The sequence below is a fragment of the Rhizobiaceae bacterium genome (assembly GCA_023953835.1).
Classification (GTDB): domain Bacteria; phylum Pseudomonadota; class Alphaproteobacteria; order Rhizobiales; family Rhizobiaceae; genus Mesorhizobium_G.
On the sequence record JAMLJB010000001.1, the window covers coordinates 3,596,364 to 3,616,268 of the forward strand.

18 protein-coding genes and 1 tRNA gene are annotated in these 19,905 nt (G+C 62.0%); 2 read left to right on the forward strand and 17 right to left on the reverse strand.

From position 1 onward, the window contains the following. Positions 1-88: 88 nt before the first annotated feature. Positions 89-1,438, reverse strand: a complete 1,350-nt coding sequence (gene glmU / locus M9924_16975) for a bifunctional UDP-N-acetylglucosamine diphosphorylase/glucosamine-1-phosphate N-acetyltransferase GlmU (protein MCO5066089.1) — start codon at positions 1,436-1,438, stop codon at positions 89-91. Between the two features lie 65 nt (positions 1,439-1,503). Beyond that, positions 1,504-2,247, reverse strand: coding sequence for a cytochrome c biogenesis CcdA family protein (locus M9924_16980; GenBank protein ID MCO5066090.1), 744 nt, complete (start codon positions 2,245-2,247; stop codon positions 1,504-1,506). 229 nt (positions 2,248-2,476) lie between these two features. On the opposite strand from M9924_16980, the gene M9924_16985 reads away from it, so the two are divergent. Both M9924_16985 and M9924_16990 read left to right on the forward strand, forming a co-directional pair. Beyond that, positions 2,477-3,655, forward strand: a complete 1,179-nt coding sequence (locus M9924_16985; GenBank protein MCO5066091.1) for a glycosyltransferase family 4 protein — start codon at positions 2,477-2,479, stop codon at positions 3,653-3,655. 109 nt (positions 3,656-3,764) lie between these two features. Beyond that, a tRNA-Lys gene (locus M9924_16990) sits at positions 3,765-3,839 on the forward strand. A 14-nt stretch (positions 3,840-3,853) separates the two neighbouring features. Here M9924_16990 and glpK read toward each other — a convergent pair. The 15 genes from glpK to gyrA form a co-directional block, all read right to left on the reverse strand. Further along, the gene (gene glpK, locus M9924_16995) at positions 3,854-5,347 is read right to left on the reverse strand and encodes a glycerol kinase GlpK (GenBank protein MCO5066092.1); all 1,494 of its coding nucleotides are present in this window, start codon (positions 5,345-5,347) and stop codon (positions 3,854-3,856) included. 19 nt (positions 5,348-5,366) lie between these two features. Then, positions 5,367-6,908, reverse strand: a complete 1,542-nt coding sequence (glpD, locus tag M9924_17000; GenBank protein ID MCO5066093.1) for a glycerol-3-phosphate dehydrogenase — start codon at positions 6,906-6,908, stop codon at positions 5,367-5,369. 101 nt (positions 6,909-7,009) lie between these two features. Beyond that, positions 7,010-7,777 carry a DeoR/GlpR family DNA-binding transcription regulator gene (locus M9924_17005; GenBank protein MCO5066094.1) on the reverse strand — a complete coding sequence of 256 codons (768 nt, stop codon included), beginning with the start codon at positions 7,775-7,777 and terminating at the stop codon, positions 7,010-7,012. Positions 7,778-7,860: 83 nt separating this feature from the next. Next, positions 7,861-8,589 (reverse strand): proteasome-type protease, encoded by a 729-nt coding sequence (locus M9924_17010; GenBank protein MCO5066095.1) that lies wholly within the window; start codon positions 8,587-8,589, stop codon positions 7,861-7,863. Positions 8,590-8,620: 31 nt separating this feature from the next. Beyond that, entirely contained in the window at positions 8,621-9,415 is a 795-nt protein-coding gene (locus M9924_17015; protein MCO5066096.1) for a transglutaminase family protein, read from the reverse strand. 14 nt (positions 9,416-9,429) lie between these two features. Further along, positions 9,430-10,371 carry an alpha-E domain-containing protein gene (locus M9924_17020; GenBank protein MCO5066097.1) on the reverse strand — a complete coding sequence of 314 codons (942 nt, stop codon included), beginning with the start codon at positions 10,369-10,371 and terminating at the stop codon, positions 9,430-9,432. Positions 10,372-10,398: 27 nt separating this feature from the next. Beyond that, positions 10,399-11,793, reverse strand: a complete 1,395-nt coding sequence (locus M9924_17025; protein ID MCO5066098.1) for a circularly permuted type 2 ATP-grasp protein — start codon at positions 11,791-11,793, stop codon at positions 10,399-10,401. A 176-nt stretch (positions 11,794-11,969) separates the two neighbouring features. Further along, positions 11,970-12,206 (reverse strand): Lrp/AsnC family transcriptional regulator, encoded by a 237-nt coding sequence (locus M9924_17030; GenBank protein ID MCO5066099.1) that lies wholly within the window; start codon positions 12,204-12,206, stop codon positions 11,970-11,972. 58 nt (positions 12,207-12,264) lie between these two features. Continuing rightward, on the reverse strand, positions 12,265-13,395 hold the full coding sequence (gene tgt / locus M9924_17035) for a tRNA guanosine(34) transglycosylase Tgt (protein ID MCO5066100.1): 1,131 nt from the start codon (positions 13,393-13,395) through the stop codon (positions 12,265-12,267). Beyond that, the gene (gene queA / locus M9924_17040; protein MCO5066101.1) at positions 13,385-14,467 is read right to left on the reverse strand and encodes a tRNA preQ1(34) S-adenosylmethionine ribosyltransferase-isomerase QueA; all 1,083 of its coding nucleotides are present in this window, start codon (positions 14,465-14,467) and stop codon (positions 13,385-13,387) included. The genes tgt and queA overlap by 11 nt, the downstream gene beginning before the upstream one ends. Continuing rightward, positions 14,467-14,919: a DMT family transporter gene (locus M9924_17045; GenBank protein ID MCO5066102.1), complete on the reverse strand. Its 453-nt coding sequence runs from the start codon at positions 14,917-14,919 to the stop codon at positions 14,467-14,469. The genes queA and M9924_17045 overlap by 1 nt, the downstream gene beginning before the upstream one ends. Positions 14,920-14,926: 7 nt before the next feature. Further along, positions 14,927-15,454 carry a peptidylprolyl isomerase gene (locus M9924_17050; protein ID MCO5066103.1) on the reverse strand — a complete coding sequence of 176 codons (528 nt, stop codon included), beginning with the start codon at positions 15,452-15,454 and terminating at the stop codon, positions 14,927-14,929. Then, positions 15,451-16,038: a peptidylprolyl isomerase gene (locus M9924_17055; GenBank protein MCO5066104.1), complete on the reverse strand. Its 588-nt coding sequence runs from the start codon at positions 16,036-16,038 to the stop codon at positions 15,451-15,453. The genes M9924_17050 and M9924_17055 overlap by 4 nt, the downstream gene beginning before the upstream one ends. A gap of 19 nt (positions 16,039-16,057) precedes the next feature. After that, positions 16,058-16,567, reverse strand: coding sequence for a pantetheine-phosphate adenylyltransferase (gene coaD / locus M9924_17060; GenBank protein ID MCO5066105.1), 510 nt, complete (start codon positions 16,565-16,567; stop codon positions 16,058-16,060). 379 nt (positions 16,568-16,946) lie between these two features. Further along, positions 16,947-19,709, reverse strand: coding sequence for a DNA gyrase subunit A (gyrA, locus tag M9924_17065; protein MCO5066106.1), 2,763 nt, complete (start codon positions 19,707-19,709; stop codon positions 16,947-16,949). Between the last annotated feature and the right edge of the window lie 196 nt (positions 19,710-19,905).

Sequence of the window (19,905 nt, forward strand, 5' to 3'; positions counted from 1 at the left end):
TATCTACGAAGCGCCGCCGGGGGTTAAAAATCAATTTGCGTGACGCTTCATGTCAGCGGGCCAAGCGACTGCGAAGCAAGGCATTTGGCTATTTCTTGGCGGCGCGCGAAAATCTCTCTCGCAGTTCCCGGCCTTTTCCCGGCAGGTTCTTCTGCCGCGCGCGCCCGAAAGCCAGCGCATCCGCCTCCACATCCTCGGTCAGCACGCTGCCCGAGGCGACATAGGCACCGTCGCCGATGCTGATCGGCGCGACGAGCGACGAGTTGGATCCGACGAACGCGCCTTTGCCGATGTCGGTGAAGAATTTGGAGAAGCCGTCATAATTGCAGGTGATGGTGCCCGCGCCGATGTTCGCGCCCGCGCCGATGCGCGCATCGCCGATATAGGTCAGGTGGTTGACCTTGGCACCTTCCTCGACAACGGCCTTCTTGATCTCGACGAAATTGCCGACTTTCGCATTTTCCCGCAGGTCGGCACCCGGCCTCAGCCGCGCATAGGGTCCGATGTCTGAGCCTTGCGCGATCGTCGCCCCCTCAATGTGGGAGAACGCATGAATTTTCACGCCCGAAGCCACTTTCACGCCCGGGCCGAAAAACACGTTGGGCTCGATCACCGTGTCGCTGCCTATCTCGGTATCGGCTGAGAAATAGACGGTTTCCGGGGCGATCATGGTGACGCCCGAGAGCATGATTTCGCGCCGCTTGCGGCCCTGCCATATGGCTTCCGCCTCGGCCAGTTCGACGCGGCTGTTGACGCCCAGCACACTTTCAAAGCTCGCTTCCGTCGACGTCACCTTCAGCCCGTTCGCGTTCGCCAGTTCGACGATGTCGGTGAGATAATATTCGCCCTTGGCGTTGGCATTGCCGACCCTGTCGAGCAGCGCCAGAGCATGATTTCCCGCAATGGCCATCAAGCCGCCATTGCAGAAGGTGATGGCGCGTTCGTCCGGCGAGCAATCCTTGTCCTCCCGAATCGCAACCAGCACCCCGTCCTTTTCGATCAGGCGACCGTAGCCCGCCGGATTGGGCGTGCGGAACCCGACCACCACGACCGCGAACCCTTCGGCAAGCTTTGCCCGAGCCTCGGACAATACCAATGATTCAATCAAAGGTGTGTCCCCGAACATCACCAGCAGATCGTCATATCCGCGCGCGATTGCGTCCCGCGCCGCAAGGACGGCATGCGCGGTGCCAAGCCGTTCGGCCTGCACAAATGTCGCAGCACCTGGTGCGAAACCCGAGATCGCCTTTGTCACGGCGTCCGCGCCATGGCCCACGACAAAGGCGAGGTCGCCGGCACCAGCGGCTTGTGCAGCGTGTGCGACATGCGCGAGCATGGGGCGACCGGCAATCTTGTGCAGCACCTTGGGCATTGCGCTTTTCATGCGCGTTCCCTCGCCCGCGGCGAGGATGATGGACAGGCAGCTTCGTGAGGTCATGCGAAGATCCGAATGAAATGTGGGCGCGCTTTTAGCACCCAATACTTAAAATCGCCATGAGGCGGCTATCCAAGCGTCTGGAGCGCCGGGAAAGTCTCCAGCAACCAGTAGGCCGCGGCCTGCATGCCCCCGGTGAGGAACAAAACGCCAGCAAGCACGAGAAGCGCCCCGATGGCCTTTTCCACGCGACCCAGATGGAAGCGGAATTTGCGAAGAAAGCGCATGAAGGCTCCCGAAAACATTGCGGCGATCAGGAAGGGAAGGCCGAGCCCCAGCGAATAGACGGCCAGAAGCAGCGCGCCGTCAGCAACCGTGCCCCTGCCGCCCGCAAGGGTCAGGATGGGGCCGAGCACCGGCCCTATACACGGCGTCCAGCCAAACGCGAACGCCAGACCCATGACGTAGGCGCCCAGCACTGTTGTCGGGCGCGTGTGCGACTGGAAACGCGCTTCCCGCGACAGCAGCGGGATGCGCAATATGCCGAGGAAATTCAGCCCCATCACGATGATGATGATTCCCGCCGCCATCGCCAGCGGCTCCTGCCAGGCGCGCAGAAACTGGCCGATTGTGGATGCCCCTGCCCCAAGCGCGACGAAAACCGTCGAAAAGCCGAGCACGAACATGGTGGCCGCGCCGAACAATGCGGTGCGTGCGGCGAGCGGTGCCGCCTTGCGTTCACCGGAAAACTCCTCGACCGAGACTCCGGCCATATAGCAAAGGTAGGGCGGCACCAGCGGCAGGACGCAAGGTGACAGAAAGGAAAGCGCGCCCGCGCCAAACGCGGTTGCAAAGCCAACATCTACAGCCATCGATTCATCCCGATGCAATCATGTCGCCGCGCTATAGACGGCGCGACCCCCTCCCGCCAATCACCAAAGCGTGGAAATCCTTGCGACAGGCTCCGAACCCTCGTTTCGCCCGCACTTGTATTGGTGGCCCGAGAGCTTTAGGACCAAGCAAAATCGGCCCGTGAAATCCACATTCATGAACATCTGGTATTTTCATCCATACGGTAGCGCGCCGGGGCGAGGAAAATACTTGCGGCCATTCTATCTCGGCAAGGAATGGGTCCGGCTCGGCCACAACGTCACCTGCTTCGTGAGCCGCAACCACCACCTGATGGACCAGCCCGACCCCCTGCCGGAACGCGAGACCGTCGGCGGCGTCCCCTTCGTTTCCCTACCCGCGCGGGCCTATGCGGGCAACGGCGCGGGCCGCGCGCTCAACATGCTGGATTTCTGCCGTTCGATGCTGCGCCTGCCGTCGGACCTGCCCAGACCCGATGCGATCATCGTATCCTCTCCGCACCCGTTCCCGATCTTTCCGGCGGCGCGGCTTGCGCGTCGCTACGGCGCGAAGCTGGTCTTTGAAATCCGCGATATGTGGCCGCTTTCGATCATCGAGATGACGAAAACGCCAAGATGGCATCCAATCACGATTGCGGCCTGGGCGGCGGAACGCTTCGCCTGCCGCAACGCCGATGTCATCGGCTCGCTGCTCGGCAACGCCGAGCCCTTTCTGCGCGAACGCGGATTTCGCGGCAGGTTCGTGCATGCGCCCAACGGGGTCAGCGACGACGAGGTTGCGGCGACGCTTGCGCCCTCCACGCCGCAAGGCAAAGCGGCGGCGGAACGGCTGGCGCTCTGGCGGCGCGAGGGGCGTCTGATCGTCATTCATCCGGGTACGCAGGGTTATCCCAGCGCTCTCGACATATTGCTTAAGAGCGTCGCAAACGCTGCCGGCGAGCGCGGCAGTCAGCCATTCGGCCTGCTGCTCGTGGGGGGCGGCGACACCGCCGACACACTCAAGCAGCTCACGAACCGGCTCGGCCTGAACGAAGACGTTTTCTTCGTGCCGCCTGTACCTAAACCCGAAGCACTCTGGCTCACCGCGCACAGTGACATCGGCTATGCGGGAAAGCGAAACTTCCGCAGCGTTTTCGAGCATGGAATCAGTTTCAACAAGATCATCGACTTCATGCAGGTGGGCCTGCCTATCATCCTGCCGGTCACGACCGCAGGCGACCCGGTGTCGGCGTCGGGCTGCGGCATTGTCACTGGTGACGATCCGGGCGACATCGCCAGGGCGTTGCTGGCGCTGGCCGACATGAGTGCCGAAGAACGCATGGAAATGGGCAGGAAAGGCCGCGAATATGCCGAGCGTTCGCTGTCGTTCCGCCAGATCGCGGCAGACTACATCGAGGCGATCGCTTCATGAAATCAGTGGCTTGAAGGCGCTCGTCCGCCGATCCACAGAGGTGCTTGAAAGGTCCGGATTTTCCGGTTGACCGCCGATGCCTCGCTCCCTATGTTCCGCGCACTTTTTGGGGCCGGTAGCTCAGCGGTAGAGCACGTGACTTTTAATCATGTGGTCGAGGGTTCGATTCCCTCCCGGCTCACCACAGTCATTTCCGCGTCAGGCTGTCAGCGTTCGCCGGACAGCATCGTGCCAACCCCTTATCTTCGCGCGCCTCACTTTCTCTTCCATCTGCGGCTGGAAGCGGCGGTCGAGCGCCCAGCGCTTCGCAAACCCGGTCGCCTTCGGCCAGACGCCCGCCTTTGAAGCCGCCAGCCATGCCGCGCCCAGCGCCGTCGTTTCGAGCACGGTGGGGCGGTCCACGGGCGCGTCAAGGATGTCGGCGAGGCATTGCATCGTCCAGTCGGACGCAACCATGCCGCCATCGACGCGCAGCACCGTCTTGCGACCGCCGTGGCCCCTCCAGTCTTTCTTCATCGCGTCCAGCAGGTCGCGCGTCTGGAACGCGACCGATTCAAGCGCGGCTTTCGCAAACTCGGCCGGTCCAGAATTGCGCGTCAGGCCGAAGATCGCGCCGCGGGCGTCAGCGTCCCAATGCGGAGCGCCAAGGCCGACGAAGGCGGGCACCAGATAGACGTTCTGCGACGGGTCGGCCTCGCCCGCCAGTTCCCCGCTTTGCGCGGCATGGCCTATCATCCTCGCGCCATCGCGCAGCCATTGCACAGCCGCTCCGGCAATGAAGATCGAGCCTTCCAGCGCGTAGGTCGTCTTGCCCCCGAGGCGGTAGGCAATCGTCGTGAGCAGGCGGTTCTTCGAACGCACCATGTCTGTGCCCGTATTCAACAGCGCAAAGCAGCCGGTTCCGTAGGTCGATTTCATCATGCCGGGCTGGAAGCAAGCCTGCCCGATGGTTGCCGCCTGCTGGTCGCCTGCGACTCCAAGAATTGGGACTTCGGCTCCCAAAAAGGACTTTTGTGTCCTTCCAAAATCCGCCGCGCAATCCCTCACTTCCGGCAGCATTGCGGCAGGTATTTTCAGGAGCCGAAGCAGTTCCTCGTCCCAGCGATTCTCGGCAATGTTGAAGACCAGCGTCCGCGAAGCATTGGTCGCGTCGGTTGCATGCACATTGCCGCCGGTCAGTCGCCAGATCAGGAAGGAATCGATTGTGCCCGCCAGCAATTCGCCGGCTTCCGCGCGTTTTCGCGCGCCCTTTACATTGTCCAGCAGCCAAGTGATTTTCGTGCCCGAGAAATACGGGTCGAGCAGAAGCCCCGTCTTGCGGACGAATGTCGGCTCCCTGCCTGCCTTCTTAAGCCTGTGGCAGAGCGGCGCGGTGCGCCGGTCCTGCCAGACGATGGCGTTGTAGATCGGCTCGCCGGTCGCTTTGTCCCAGACGACCACCGTCTCGCGCTGATTGGTTATGCCGATCGCCGCGATGTCGGCTGCCGTCAGCTTCGCCTTCCTGAGGGCCGCCCTGCACGTCGAGACGACTGTCGCCCAGATTTCCTCCGGATCGTGTTCCACCCAGCCGGAAGCCGGATAGTGCTGTGAAAATTCCTTCTGGTCGAGGCCGACGATCTTCATATCGGCGTCGAACACGATGGCGCGCGTGGATGTCGTGCCCTGATCGATCGCAAGGATATTCGATGTCATTCGATAGTCCCGCCCCGCGCTATTTCCGCCTTTTCCGCTTCGGCGCGACCGTTCCCCCCTCGAGTCCGGCCATGAAGTCCGCCAACGCGACGGCTTCCTTCTGCGTGAGGCGCAGGCCCCGCTTGGTCCTGCGCCAAAGCACGTCGTCAGCCGTCATGGCCCATTCGTGCTCAACAAGGTAACGCACTTCCGCCTCATAAAGATCGGCGCCGAAGCACCTTCCGAGATCGTCCTGCGACGCCGCCGTGCCGAGCAACTTGCGTGCACGCGTCCCATAGAGACGCACCAGCCTGCGGGCATGCGCTTCATCGAGAAACGGATAATCGGCCATCAGCGCACCCACTTCGGACGCGAAGCCATGAACACCGAATTCGCCACCCGGAAGGACGGCGTTCGCTGTCCACGGCCCGCCACGTGCGCCGAGTTGGCCTTCGATCTTTTCGAGCATCGATTCCGCCAACCGCCGGTATGTCGTGATCTTGCCGCCGAAACTGTTGACCAGCGGTGCTCGGCCATTGCCATTGTCGAGCGCCAGCACATAGTCGCGGGTCGCTTCCTGCGCCTTCGACGCACCGTCGTCATAGAGCGGGCGCACCGCCGAATAGGTCCACACAATATCCGCGCGCTGCACAGGCTCGGCAAAATACTCGCTCGCGGCGTCACAGAGATAGTCGATCTCCTGGTCACTGATCGTGACCTTTGCCAAGTCGCCCTTGTAGTCGCGGTCGGTCGTGCCGATCAGCGCAAAATCGTCCTCGTAAGGGATGGCGAAGATGATGCGACCGTCCTTGTTCTGGAAGAAATAGGCGCGCGGGTCGTCGAACTTTTTCGGCACGACGATGTGGCTGCCCTGCACGAGGCGCACATTGTGCACATCGTTCTGCCCGAGCGCACCGGCCAGAACGTCATCGACCCACGGCCCCGCCGCATTGACCAGCAGCTTTGCGGCCACGGTCTCGCGCGCGCCCGAGCGCGTGTCCTCGACCGTCACCGTCCACTCGCTCTCGCCCCGCACGGCCTCAACCACCTTCGTGCGCGTACGGATCACCGCGCCCCGGTCGGCAGCATCGCGGGCGTTCAGCGCAACAAGCCGCGAATCCATGACCCAGCCGTCCGAATATTCGAAGGCTTTCGTGAAGAGCGGCTTGAGCGGCTTGCGCGCCGGATCGGTGCGCATGTCCAGCGTCCGCGTCGCGGGCAACAGCTTTCGCCCGCCGAGATGGTCATAGAGAAACAGGCCGAGCCTCAGCATCCAGGCGGGACGCGGCCCGCCCTGGAAATAAGGCAGCACAAAGCGCATCGGCCAGATGATGTGCGGGGCGCTTTTCCAGAGGATCTCGCGCTCCATCAGCGCCTCGCGGACCAGCCGGAACTCATAATGTTCGAGATAGCGCAGTCCGCCGTGAATGAGCTTGGTCGAGCCGGAGGACGTACCGCTCGCCAGATCGTTCATCTCGGCGAGAAAAACAGAGAAGCCCCGCCCAACGGCATCACGCGCGATGCCGCAGCCGTTAATGCCTCCGCCGATCACAAGAATATCGAACTGGGTCGGCGTCGCCAACCTTCCCTCCCGACGTCACGCGCAGGATTCCGCGCTTGCTGCAAGCTACTGCGAATTAATTCGAACACAGAACGCGTGTCAAACGAAAACTCCAATCGACGCTACTGGCGGGCCGTTTCGATCAGATGCACGTCGCTGTCGGCGCAGATCTTCCGGATGACCGGCAGGTCGCAACGGTCCGTGATAAAGGTGTTGACCTGAGACAGATGCGCGATGCGCACCGGCGCGGTGCGTTCATATTTCGTCGCATCGCAAACGAGGATGACGTTGCGCGCATTGGCGATGATCGCCTGCGCGACCTTCACTTCGCGAAAATCGAAATCGAGGAGCGCGCCGTCATGGTCGATGGCCGACGCGCCGATCACCGCATAGTCGACCTTGAACTGCCTGATGAAATCGACCGCCGCCTCGCCGACGACGCCGCCGTCCGAGCCGCGCACGATGCCGCCCGCAATGACCACCTCGATCTGAGGATAGACCCGCATCCTGTTGGCGACATTGATATTATTCGTAATGACCATGAGCCCGTCATGGTCAAGAAGCGCCTTGCTGACTTCTTCGGTTGTGGTGCCGATGTTGATGAAAAGCGACGCGCCATCCGGAATGAGGCGAGCCGCCGCCCTGCCAATGGCCTCCTTCTCGTCAGCGGCGATCTTGCGCCGCGCTTCATACTCCACATTCTCGATACCGGAAGGAAACAGAGCGCCCCCGTGGATACGGCGCAGCATGCGCTGTTCACATAGATCGTTCAGGTCCTTGCGGATGGTCTGCGGCGTCACGTCGAAGCGGGCTGCAAGCTCCTCGACAAGAACCTTTCCCTGGTCCTTCGCAAGCTGCACAATTTCGGAATGCCTTGGTGAAAGGAACATGCGCGCCTCCCGATTTTCGCTTTTTCTCTTTCTAGAGCAAAACGAAAATCGTTGGAAGGCACAATCGCCAAAGCGAAAGCTTCCTAGTGGAAGTCGGGCAGACTCTTGAACGCCTGCTTCAGGGCTGTCGACCAGCCATCGGAAACCACGCGGTAGTAGGGATCGTCATAGCTGATGCGCCGTCTCAGCCCGACGCGCAGGCTTCCCGACTCGTAGAACAGCAGGTCGAGCGGCAGGCCAACCGACAGGTTGGCCTTGGCGGTAGAGTCGAAGGATACCAGAAGCAGCTTGGCCGCCTCCTCGAACGACATCTGGCGGTCGTAAGCCCGCACGATGATCGGTCGGCCATATTTCGTCTCGCCGATCTGAAAAAAGGGCGTGTCGTCCGTGGATTCGATGAAATTGCCTTCCGGGTAGATCATGAACAGGCGCGGTTCCGTGCCCTTGATCTGGCCGCCGAGAATGAAGGACGCGTTGAAATAGGAATCCGCCCTTTGCCCCGCAGGCACCGAATTCTGGATCACCTCCCGCACCGTATTTCCAACCAACCGCGCCGTCTGGAACATGGACGGCGTCTCGTAGAGCGTCGGCGCACGGTCAGCTACCGCCTTGGTCCGCTCGTCAAGCAGGCTCACCACCGCCTGCGTGGTCGCCAGGTTTCCAGCCGACATCAGGACGAGCACGCGCTCGCCCGGCTGTTCCCAGACATGCATCTTGCGATAGGTCGAAACATTGTCGACACCGGCATTGGTGCGGGTGTCGGACAGAAAGACAAGGCCCGAATCGAGCCTGAGTGCAACGCAGTAGGTCATTGAATCACATCATAGTACTGTTTGTCGGTGATTACTGTTCCACAGTGATGCGAACCGCAAGACGTTCGTCTGCAACACCGAGCCTAATTCCGGAAACGGGCATGGCTTCCCGGTAGTCCCGCCCCACCGCGATGCGAACATAGCGCTCATCCGTCGAGATGCCGTTCGCGCTGTCGAACGACACCCAGCCCAGGCCGTCGACAAAGGCTTCCGCCCAGGCGTGGCCCGCAACCTGCTCGACGCGATCATCCATCATCAGGTAACCACTCACATAGCGCGCGGGGTAGCCCATCGCACGGGCCGCCGCGATAAAGACATGTGCGTGGTCCTGGCAAACCCCGCTGCCCTGCGCGAGCGCCTGCTCAGCCGTTGTTTCCGGCCCCGTCGCGCCGATCGTGAAGCTCACCTTCAGCGCAATGGCGTGCATCAGCTCATGCAGCCGGTCGATGTCGCTGCCTTCGGCGATCGACTTGACCAGCTTGCGAACGCCGGGTCCCGGCACCGTGAGATCCGTTTCGGTCTCGAACAGCCAGCGCGGGGCAAGGCTGGTGTCGCGCCCGTATATGCCGGATGTGTCGATCGTTTCGACTATGCCTTCGGCCACAACGCTGATCATATGCGGCGAGCCGTGGGCGCTCACCAATTGTGTCAGGTTTCCGAAATGGTCGAAAAAACGCACTTCCTCCCGAGCCCCTTCGATGACGACCGACCAGGACTTGACGTTCTGGGTCGGTCCGATCTGCGGTGTCAGGCGCAGCCGCTGCAATGCATAATTGACGGGCGATCCGTAGCTGTACTCGGTGCGGTGCGAGATTTTCAGCAACATTGCTCCGGTCAACCCTAATAAAAGCGATAATCTTCCGCGACCTCGTGGCCGAGCTTGTTGTTGTCGCGGATGAAATCGCCGAGAAACTCGTGAAGCCCGGCGTCGAAAATGTCCTTGATGGACCCGACCCTGAGCCGCACCAGCGTCCGGGCGGCGGTCTCATGACAGGCGTGGCGCTCGCCATAATCGCGGGCGAGAAAGCCCAGATGCTCGTCGATCATGCGATAGCAGAAGGCGAGCGAGCGTGGCATGCGCCCATTGATGATGAGATAGTCGGCGATGTTGGTCGGCCGGTAATCCGCCTCATAGACCCAGCGATAGGACCTGTGCGCGGAAACCGAACGAAGGATCGATTCCCATTGCGAATTGTCGAGGGTGGAGCCGACCCACGAAATCGACGGCAGCAGCACGTAATATTTCACGTCAAGTATGCGCGCGGTGTTGTCGGCCCGTTCGACATAGGTGCCGACCTGCGCGAAATCGAAAATCTCGTTGCGCAGCATGGTTCCGTAGAAGCTGCCGCGTATCAACGCCGCCTCGCGCTTCACCGTGTCCAGCACGCGCGGCAGGTCGCGCTCGTCCACCTTGCGGGCGAGAAGCTTCTTCAGCACCATCCAGCCATCGTTGATGGCTTCCCATGTCTCGCGCGTCAGCGCCGTGCGAACCATGCGCGCATTGTTGCGGCCCGCCTCGATGGACGACATGACGCTCGACGGGTTGTCGCGATCGCGCAGCAGATAATCCGCGATGGTCGTGGCGTTGAATTCGCTGTGCTTGCTGCGAAAGCCATCTTCAACACCGGCGCTCACGACGACGGACGTCCATTCGTCGGCTGCATTCGTGGTGCGAGTCAACGCCATGCGCAGCCCTGCATCGAGCAACCGCGCCATGTTTTCGGCCCGCTCGATGTAGCGGCTCATCCAGTAGATGCCGTTCGCTGTGCGTCCGAGCAGCATCAGGCGAAGCCCCGCACTTTCAAGATATCAATCATCAAGCACCCACGTATCTTTCGTGCCGCCGCCTTGGGAGGAATTGACAACGAGCGAGCCTTCTTTCAGCGCAACCCGCGTCAGGCCGCCCGGCACGATCTGGATTCGATCCGACACCAACACGAAAGGCCTCAAATCGACATGGCGCGGCGCAAGCCCCTTTTCCGTCAGAATGGGGCATGTGGAAAGCGAGAGCGTCGGCTGGGCGATGTAATTGTGCGGCTTTGCCTTGAGCTTCGACGCGAAGGCCTCGCGCTCCTTCTTCGAAGCTGCGGGCCCCACCAGCATCCCATAGCCGCCCGAGCCGTGCACCTCCTTCACGACCAGATCGCCAAGATGCTCCAGCACATATTTGAGGCTGTCCTCCTCGGAGCAGCGCCAGGTCGGGATGTTGCCGAGTATGGCCTTGCGGCCCGTATAGAATTCGACGATCTCCGGCATGTAGGAATAGATCGCCTTGTCGTCGGCAATTCCGGTTCCCGGCGCATTGGCGATGGTGATGTTGCCGGCGCGGTAGACATCCATGATTCCGGGAACGCCGAGCGCGGAATCCGGACGGAATGTCAGCGGGTCCAGATAAGCATCGTCCACCCGGCGATAGAGCACGTCGATCTGCTTGTAGCCTTCCGTGGTGCGCATCGCCACATGGCCGTCGACCACGCGCAGGTCCGATCCCTCGACCAGTTCGACGCCCATCTGGTCGGCAAGGAAGGCATGCTCGAAATAGGCCGAGTTGTAGCTGCCCGGCGTCAGCACGGCGATTGTCGGCTTTTCGGGCGCGCCGCGCGGCCTGACCGCGGCGAGCGAACGCCGGAGCAGTTGCGGATAATCCTCGACGGGCCGCACCTTCACCTGCTGGAACAGCTCGGGAAAGAGCTGCATCATCGTTTCCCGGTTCTCCAGCATGTAGGAAACGCCGGATGGCGTGCGGGCATTGTCCTCCAGCACGAAGAACTCCCCCTCTCCGGTCCGCACGATATCGACGCCGATAATGTGCGTATAAACCCCGGCTGGCGGCTTCACCCCCACCATTTCGGGCAGGTAAGCTTCATTGCCCGCGATCAGCGCGCGCGGTACGCGGCCGGATTTCACGATCTCCTGCCGATGGTAGATGTCGTCCAGAAAGGCGTTCAGCGCCTGCACGCGCTGCTCGATGCCCTGCGTGAGCCGCCGCCACTCGGAGCCGGACAATATGCGCGGAACGATGTCGAACGGGATCAGCCGCTCGGCTGCCTCCTCCTGTCCGTAGACTGCAAATGTGATGCCGGTCTTGCGAAAAACGCTCTCGGCATCCGCCATCTTTTCAGTCAGCCGGGCGGGGTCTTGCTGCTGAAACCACCGATCATATCCGACATATGCATTGCGAACCCCGGAACTCCCCGAGAGCATTTCGTCGAATGCAACCACTAAGCATCTCCCCTGATGACGGACATATCAATTGGCCGCAAAACTATTTGCAAGCGCAAAAAAGCGGCAGCGCGCACTTAGCCGGCGATTTGCCTACCCGCGCGGCAGGGAGTTCGAGATTTGGGCGCACCGCGCCTGTTCCCTGTGCAATATCGCGGTCAGAACGCCCGGAACGTCACCGTGGTGAAAGTATCGACAATGCCGTCGATGACCTGAATCCGTTCATTGACGAAATGGCCGATGTCCACGCCGTCGTCGACATAGAATTTTGCAAGCAGGTCGTACTGGCCCGCGGTCGAGTAGATTTCCGACGCGATTTCCGCTTCGGCGAGTTCGCTCGCCACGTCGTAGGCCCTGCCGAGGGCGCATTTGAACTGAACGAAAAAGGTCTTCATCGCGTCCCTGCCGTTTTCTGGTCTTTTCGCACCGCGCCGAGAGCGACGCAAGCCGGCTCTATAGCGGCGGCAGGTCGCCGCGATCCCATTGCGCGGAAATTTCCGCCGCCCGTTCGACAAACGTGCCCCGTTCGATGGCCGAGCGGATCTCATGCATGAGACCCTGATAATAGGACAGATTGTTCCAGGTCAGCAGCATCGCGCCCAGCGCCTCGCCGGATTTTACGAGGTGGTGCAAATAGGCTCGGCTGTATTCGCGCGCTGCCGGACAGTCGCTCTCCTCATCGAGCGGTCGGGGATCGTCAGCATGACGGGCATTGCGCAAATTAACCTTGCCCCGTCGTGTGAACGCGAGGCCGTGGCGACCGGCGCGGGTCGGCATCACGCAATCGAACATGTCGATGCCCCGCGCAACGGATTTCACAATGTCGTCCGGCGTGCCGACGCCCATCAGGTAGCGCGGCCTGTCGGCGGGCAGAGCCGGACACGTCGCTTCCAGCATTTCCAGCATCACCGCCTGCGGCTCGCCCACGGCAAGCCCGCCAACGGCATAACCTTTCAGGCCGAGGGACGACAAGGCCTGCGCCGAACGCAGCCTGAGAGCGGCGATGTCGCCGCCCTGCACGATGCCGAACATCGCCTTGCCGCGCTGGTCGCCAAAGGCCGCCTTGCACCGCTCCGCCCAGCGCAACGAAAGCTCCATCGCCCGCTCGATCTCATCCGGCTTCGCGGGAAGCGCGACACATTCATCAAGCTGCATCTGGATGTCCGAATCGAGCAGCCCCTGTATCTCGATGGACCGTTCCGGCGACATCTCATATGGCGCGCCGTCGATATGCGACCGAAACGTGACGCCGTGCTCCGTGAGCTTGCGAAGTTGCGACAGCGACATGACCTGAAAGCCGCCGGAGTCCGTCAATATCGGATGCGGCCAGCGGGCAAATTCGTGCAGCCCGCCCAATCTTGCGACACGCTCCGCACCCGGCCGCAGCATCAGATGATAGGTGTTGCCGAGAATGATGTCGGAGCCAAGGTCGCGCACCTGATCCATATACATGGCCTTCACGGTGCCGCCGGTCCCGACCGGCATGAAGGCTGGCGTGCGGACCACGCCGCGCGGCATGAAAATTTCGCCGCGCCGCGCGCTGCCGTCCGTCGCAAGCAAGCGAAATGAGAAATCAGCGCTCATCGCGTTCCCTGAAAAGCAGGCTGCCGTCTCCATAGGAATAGAACCGGTAGCCGTCCGCAATCGCATGCGCGTAAACCTCGCGCATCCGCTCCAGCCCGCAGAACGCACTCACCAGCATGACCAGTGTCGAGCGCGGAAGGTGGAAATTGGTGACGAGCGCGTCAACGGCCCTGAAACGATAGCCGGGCGTGATGAAAATATCGGTCGCGCCCGACCATTCGGCCAACGTTCCATCGTCGCGCGCGGCACTTTCCAGCAATCGAAGCGAAGTGGTGCCGACCGCCACGATGCGCCGTTTCGCCGCGCGCGCCTCGTTCAGCCGCCCGGCCACATGCGCGGACACCCTGCCCGTCTCGGCATGCATCCGGTGGTCATCCGTGTCGTCCGCCTTGACCGGCAGGAACGTTCCTGCCCCGACATGCAGCGTCACGAAGCAGCGCTCGATGCCCCGCGCATCGAGCTGCGCGAAAAGCTCGGGCGTGAAATGCAGGCCCGCCGTCGGCGCCGCCACGGCTCCCTCCTCTTGCGCATAGATCGTCTGGTAGTCGCTCCTGTCGCGGTCGTCGTCGGGTCGCCGTGCCGCGATATAGGGAGGTAAGGGTATATGCCCGACCGCGTGCAGCGCTTCGTCCAGCGCCGCTCCCGACAGGTCGAAGTGGAGGAGCACCTCGCCACTCTCGCGCTTTTCCGCGACGGTGGCGTTCAGCGTGCCCAGATAGCAAACACTGCCGTCATGCCCGAACTGGATGCGGTCGCCGACCACAAGCCGCTTTGCGGGCCGCGCAAAGGCCAGCCAGCTGTCGGGCGACATTCTCATGTGCAGTGTCGCGTCGACATGGGCGGTCGCGTCGCCGCGATGCCTCACGCCCTTCAACTGGGCCGGCAGCACCTTCGTGTCATTGAACACCAGCACATCGCCCGGCTCCAGCAGGTCCGGCAGGTCGCGAAAAACCGCGTCGACCGGCGCTTCGCCTGGCCTCGACACCAGCAGGCGCGCGGAATCGCGCGGCTGTGCGGGACGGAGCGCTATCCGGTCCTCGGGAAGGTCGAAATCGAACAGGTCGACCCGCATCAGCCGAAGCGGATCAGCAACGCCCCGACGAGAAGCAGGACGGCGCCGGCGATCCGGCCCATTGTAATTTCGCGCACGGCAAGGCCGAACGCGCCGAAACGGTCGACCAGCAAACCCGCGACAAGCTGCCCCGTGACGAGGAACGCCATGAGCGAAGCCGCGCCCAGCCTGGGCGCGAGCAGGATGTTGCAGGTGACGAAGGACGCGCCGAGGAACCCGCCGGCCAGGAACATCCAGAGCGCGGGCGCTTTCCAGTTAAGCGGCGGCGCATTGTCGGTCGCCACCAGAACGGCGGTGATTAGTCCGAGCACCACCGCCCCGACGAAGAAGGAAATGCCGGCGGCAGCCACCGGCATTCCGAGATTGCGCGAAAGCTCCGCGTTGACGGGAGCCTGAATGGCCAGGAACCCGCCGACCACAATGCCCAGCAACGGCCAGAATACCCCCCACATGGCGGGCTCAGGCGTCCGCGGCCACTTTGACCGAAACGATGCTGTCCGGGTCCTTGACCGGCTCGCCGCGCTTGATCTGATCGACATTTTCCATGCCGGAGACCACCTGTCCCCAGACCGTATACTGGCGGTTCAGGAAGCCAGCATCGTCGAAGCAGATGAAGAACTGCGAATTGGCCGAGTTTGGATTCTGCGCCCGCGCCATCGAGCAGGTGCCGCGACCGTGGTTCATGTTGGAGAACTCGGCCTTGAGGTCCGGCTTGTCCGAACCGCCCATGCCCGCGCGCGACGGGTTGAAGGACGGCGACCCCTTCTTGCCGAACTGGACGTCGCCCGTCTGCGCCATGAAGCCGTCGATCACGCGGTGGAACACCACGCCGTCATATGCGCCCTCGCGGGCAAGCTCCTTGATCCGCGCGACATGGCCGGGCGCCAGGTCGGGGAAAAGCTCGATCACGACATCGCCCTTCGTCGTCTCCATCAGGAGGACGTTTTCGGGATCGCGCCCTTCGAGTGGATTAGCCTTATCGCTCATTTGTCTGCTCCAATCCGTGCTTTGATGATGATGTCGGGGTTGTCGCTCACCACCCCGTCGGCGGCGTCCGCGCCGCGCTTGATCTTGTCGACGATCTCCATGCCGCTCTCGACCTGGCCGACGATGGTATATTGGCCGTCGAGCGGTGGCGCCGCCGAAAACATGATGAAGAACTGTGAGTTGGCCGAATCCGGGTTCTGCGCTCGCGCCATTCCAACCGTGCCGCGCACGAAATGCTCCGCTTTCGTGAACTCGGCGGGAAGGTCCGGCATATCGGAACCGCCCGTACCGACATTTTCAGGACTGTACCCGTCCTTCGTGTCGCCATAGCGGACATCGCCGGTCTGCGCCATGAAACCGTCGATCACACGGTGGAAAACGACATTGTCATATGCGCCTTCGCGCACCAGTTCCTTGACCTGCGCCACATTTTTCGGCGCGAGGTCGGGGCGCAGCGCGATGGTGACATCGCCGTCCTTCAGGGTCAGTACCAGCGTATCCTCCGGCGAGGCAGCCTGTGCGGCCGCGCCGAGCAAGAGCCCAGCTGCAAGCAGGGACGCGCCTGCCAGTCGTTTCAACGGCATGAAAAAAGCTCCGATCTGTCTATTTCTTCCTGGATGGAAATTTCGCCTTCAGCGCCTTGGCCACATTGGCCGGCACGAAAGGCCTTACATCCCCGCTCATGGCCGCAATCTGGCGGACCAATGTGGCGGTAATCATGCGAACCGGGGGGCTCGCCGGCAAAAACACTGTTTGAAGCCCGCCCGCCATCGCGCGGTTCATGCCCGCCATGCCCATCTCATAGTCGAGATCGGTGCCGTCGCGCAGGCCCCGGATCAGAAGCGTGGCGCCGATGCCGCGCGCGGCATCCACCAGCAGCCCGTCGAAGGACATGACCTTGATGCGGCTTGCGTTGTCACCCAGCGCCTTGGCCGCCGCGTCCTCGATCAGTCCCACGCGCTCCTCGAAGGAGAAGATCGGCGTCTTGCCCGGATGCACGCCGATGGCGGCGTAAACCGTATCGGCAAGCGCCAGCGCGCCCTTCAGGACATCGACATGCCCGTTGGTCATGGGATCGAACGATCCGGCGTAGATTGCGACGCGATCCGTCATCTTTTGAAGTATGCCCGTTGTGCGTCGCCTGCTTTAGACGGTTTCCACCCTATGCGAAAGCACCGTCCACTGCGCTGATTGAATCCGTTTACCATTTTGCTTGGAGCTTCCTTAATGGCTTCAGGTGCAATGTGCACGCGGGGACAAGGATTCGAACATTTGCCACTCAGGAGCGCGCAGCCTCGCTGCCGCGCAACAGGGCAATGCAACCTTTTTTCGGGCTCCCCGTTGGGAGGGTGGAGAACAAAGTCATGTTGATAACAGTTCTGGCAGCCGCAATGACCATCCTCATGCTGATCGCCACGGCGGTAGGTGTGCATCAGGAAACCGAGCGCGTACGCCTCAAGGAACGGAGTGACCGTTCCCGAGGATTTGGAGCCTATTGATCCTGTTCGCCTTCGGGTGCATCGACCGCCTCGTCAGCGGATGTCTCGTCCTGCGGTTCCGAGATACGCTCCACCGAGACAACTTTTTCGCCGTCCGCAGTATTGAAAATTGTGACGCCCTTGGTGGCGCGGCTGGCGATGCGTATGCCGTTCACGGGGACGCGAATGACCTGCCCCCCGTCCGAGACCAGCATGATCTGGTCGCTGCCTTCCACCGGGAAACTCGCGACCAAGCGGCCAATCTCCCCGGCTTTCGAGACATCCGTCGCGCGAATGCCCTTTCCGCCGCGGCCCGTGAGGCGGAAATCATAGGATGACGACCGCTTTCCATAGCCAAATTCGGTGACGGTAAGCACGAATTGCTCATGGTCTTTCAGGAACTGGTAGCGCTCTTCGGTCAACTCCGCGTCTTCCGTGACCTCTTCATTGGTCAGCGCAATATCCTCCTCCTCGCCACCCTCGATGCGCCGCTCATTGACCGCGCGCTTGAGATAGGCCGCGCGCTCTGCCGCATCGGCATCGACATGTTCGAGGATGGCCATGGAGATGGCGCGTTCGGACGCGCCGAGCAGAATACCTCGCACGCCCTGTGACCCACGGCTCTGGAACACCCGTACATCCGTAACCGGAAAGCGGATGCACTGCCCGCTGCTCGCGGTCAGCAGCACATCGTCATTTTCCGAGCAGGTCTCGACTGCAAGGATAGCGTCGCCTTCCTCGTCGAACTTCATGGCGATCTTGCCGTTGCGGTTCACCTGGACGAAGTCGGACAGCTTGTTGCGCCGCACGGTTCCGCGCGTCGTGGCGAACATCACGTCAAGCTCGCTCCACTGCGCCTCGTCCTCCGGCAAGGGCATGATCGCCGTGATGCGGTCGCCATTTTCGATCGGCAGGAGATTTATGAGCGCCTTGCCGCGCGATTGCGGCGTACCGATGGGCAGCCGCCAGACTTTTTCCTTGTAGACAATGCCGCGCGAGGAAAAGAACAGAACCGGCGTATGCGTGTTCGCCACGAACAGGCGCGTCACGAAATCGGTGTCCTTGGTGGACATGCCGGACCGGCCCTTGCCGCCGCGCGCCTGTGCCCGATAGATCGAGAGCGGCACACGCTTGATGTAGCCTTCATGGGTCACGGTGACGACCATGTCCTCGCGCGCGATAAGGTCCTCGTCCTCCATGTCCGCGCCGGCATCGGTGATCTCGGAACGGCGCGGCGTGCCGAACTCGTCGCGCACCGCCTCAAGCTCCTGCCGCACGATGGCCTGGATGCGTGCGCGCGACGCGAGAATGTCGAGATAGTCTCGAATTTCCGTGCCGATCTTGTTCAGTTCGTCGGCGATTTCGTCGCGGCCAAGCGCGGTCAGGCGCTGCAGGCGCAACTCCAGAATAGCGCGGGCCTGCTCTTCCGACAGATTGTACGTGCCGTCCTCATTGATGCGGTGGCGCGGATCGTCGATCAGCCTGATGAGGCTTTCCACGTCGGCGGCGGGCCAGCGCCGCGTCATCAATTGCTCGCGCGCCGTCTGCGGGTCAGGCGCATTGCGGATCAGCCTGATGACTTCGTCTATATTGGCGACGGCGATCGCCAGACCGACCAGCACATGCGCGCGCTCGCGCGCCTTGCGCAGCAGGAACTTCGTGCGGCGGCTGACCACTTCCTCGCGGAAGGACACGAACGCTTTCAGGAGGTCGATGAGCGTCATCACCTCCGGCTTGCCGCCATTGAGCGCGACCATGTTCGCGCCGAATGAGGTCTGGAGCGGCGTGTAGCGATACAACTGGTTCAGGACGACATCGGCCACCGCGTCCTTTTTCAGCTCGACCACGACGCGATAGCCCTGCCGGTCACTTTCGTCGCGAATGTCGGAGATGCCCTCGACGCGCTTGTCGCGCACGAGTTCGGCCATCTTCTCGATCATCGCGGCCTTGTTGACCTGATAGGGTATCTCGGTGACGACAATCGCCTCGCGGTCGCCGCGCATCGGCTCGATATGCACCTTGCCGCGCATCTGGATCGAGCCGCGCCCGGTCGAATAGGCGCTGTAGATGCCCGACCGACCGAGAATGAGGCCGCCCGTCGGGAAATCCGGCCCGGGGATGATTTCCATCAGTTCCGGCAGTTCCATCGCCGGGTTTTCCATGATGGCGATCGCGCCGTTGCAGACCTCGACCAGATTGTGCGGCGGAATGTTGGTCGCCATGCCGACCGCGATGCCGCCGGAGCCGTTCACCAGCAGGTGCGGGAAACGCGCCGGAAGGACCTTCGGCTCCTGCTCGGCGCCATCGTAATTGTCCTGGAAATCGACGGTATCCTTGTCGATGTCCTCGAGCAGTTCATGCGCGACCTTGGTCAGTCGCGACTCCGTGTAGCGCATTGCCGCCGGAGGATCGGCGTCGATGGAGCCGAAATTGCCCTGCCCGTCGATCATCGGCACGCGCATCGACCAGTCCTGCGCCATGCGAACCAGCGCGTCATAGATCGAGGCGTCGCCGTGGGGGTGATATTTACCCATCACGTCGCCGACGATGCGGGACGATTTCACATGCTTGCGGTTCCAGTGGTAGCCGCCTTCCTGCATGGCATACAGGATACGACGGTGCACCGGCTTCAGTCCGTCTCGCGCATCAGGGAGCGCGCGGCTCACGATCACGCTCATGGCGTAGTCGAGATAGGAGCGCTGCATCTCCTCGATAATGGAGATCGGCTCGATGCCTTCCGGACCGTCCGGCCCGCCTGGTGTCTTCTGGTCGGTCAAAATAGATCACAGGTCGTTGGGAATCACTTGACCTTTATATAGGAAAGCCCGCCCGGAATCCAAATGAACCGCTGTCTTGTCCCGCATAGATTTTTCGTTGTAAATCAAAACGCTACGTCAACTTGCGAAGAAATCCGGATTGACCGGCTTCGGGTTTGTCGAAAATGTGGCAAAAGCCCCGGGAGCGCGACCGGCT

Coding starts and splice junctions, on each gene's coding strand:
- glmU (MCO5066089.1), bottom strand. CDS start 1,438: ATGACCTCACGAAGCTGCCTGTCCATCATCCTCGCCGCGGGCGAGGGA.
- M9924_16980 (MCO5066090.1), bottom strand. CDS start 2,247: ATGGCTGTAGATGTTGGCTTTGCAACCGCGTTTGGCGCGGGCGCGCTT.
- glpK (MCO5066092.1), bottom strand. CDS start 5,347: ATGACATCGAATATCCTTGCGATCGATCAGGGCACGACATCCACGCGC.
- M9924_17005 (MCO5066094.1), bottom strand. CDS start 7,777: ATGTTCCTTTCACCAAGGCATTCCGAAATTGTGCAGCTTGCGAAGGAC.
- M9924_17010 (MCO5066095.1), bottom strand. CDS start 8,589: ATGACCTACTGCGTTGCACTCAGGCTCGATTCGGGCCTTGTCTTTCTG.
- M9924_17015 (MCO5066096.1), bottom strand. CDS start 9,415: ATGTTGCTGAAAATCTCGCACCGCACCGAGTACAGCTACGGATCGCCC.
- M9924_17020 (MCO5066097.1), bottom strand. CDS start 10,371: ATGCTGCTCGGACGCACAGCGAACGGCATCTACTGGATGAGCCGCTAC.
- M9924_17025 (MCO5066098.1), bottom strand. CDS start 11,793: ATGCTCTCGGGGAGTTCCGGGGTTCGCAATGCATATGTCGGATATGAT.
- M9924_17030 (MCO5066099.1), bottom strand. CDS start 12,206: ATGAAGACCTTTTTCGTTCAGTTCAAATGCGCCCTCGGCAGGGCCTAC.
- tgt (MCO5066100.1), bottom strand. CDS start 13,395: ATGAGCGCTGATTTCTCATTTCGCTTGCTTGCGACGGACGGCAGCGCG.
- queA (MCO5066101.1), bottom strand. CDS start 14,467: ATGCGGGTCGACCTGTTCGATTTCGACCTTCCCGAGGACCGGATAGCG.
- M9924_17045 (MCO5066102.1), bottom strand. CDS start 14,919: ATGTGGGGGGTATTCTGGCCGTTGCTGGGCATTGTGGTCGGCGGGTTC.
- M9924_17050 (MCO5066103.1), bottom strand. CDS start 15,454: ATGAGCGATAAGGCTAATCCACTCGAAGGGCGCGATCCCGAAAACGTC.
- M9924_17055 (MCO5066104.1), bottom strand. CDS start 16,038: ATGCCGTTGAAACGACTGGCAGGCGCGTCCCTGCTTGCAGCTGGGCTC.
- coaD (MCO5066105.1), bottom strand. CDS start 16,567: ATGACGGATCGCGTCGCAATCTACGCCGGATCGTTCGATCCCATGACC.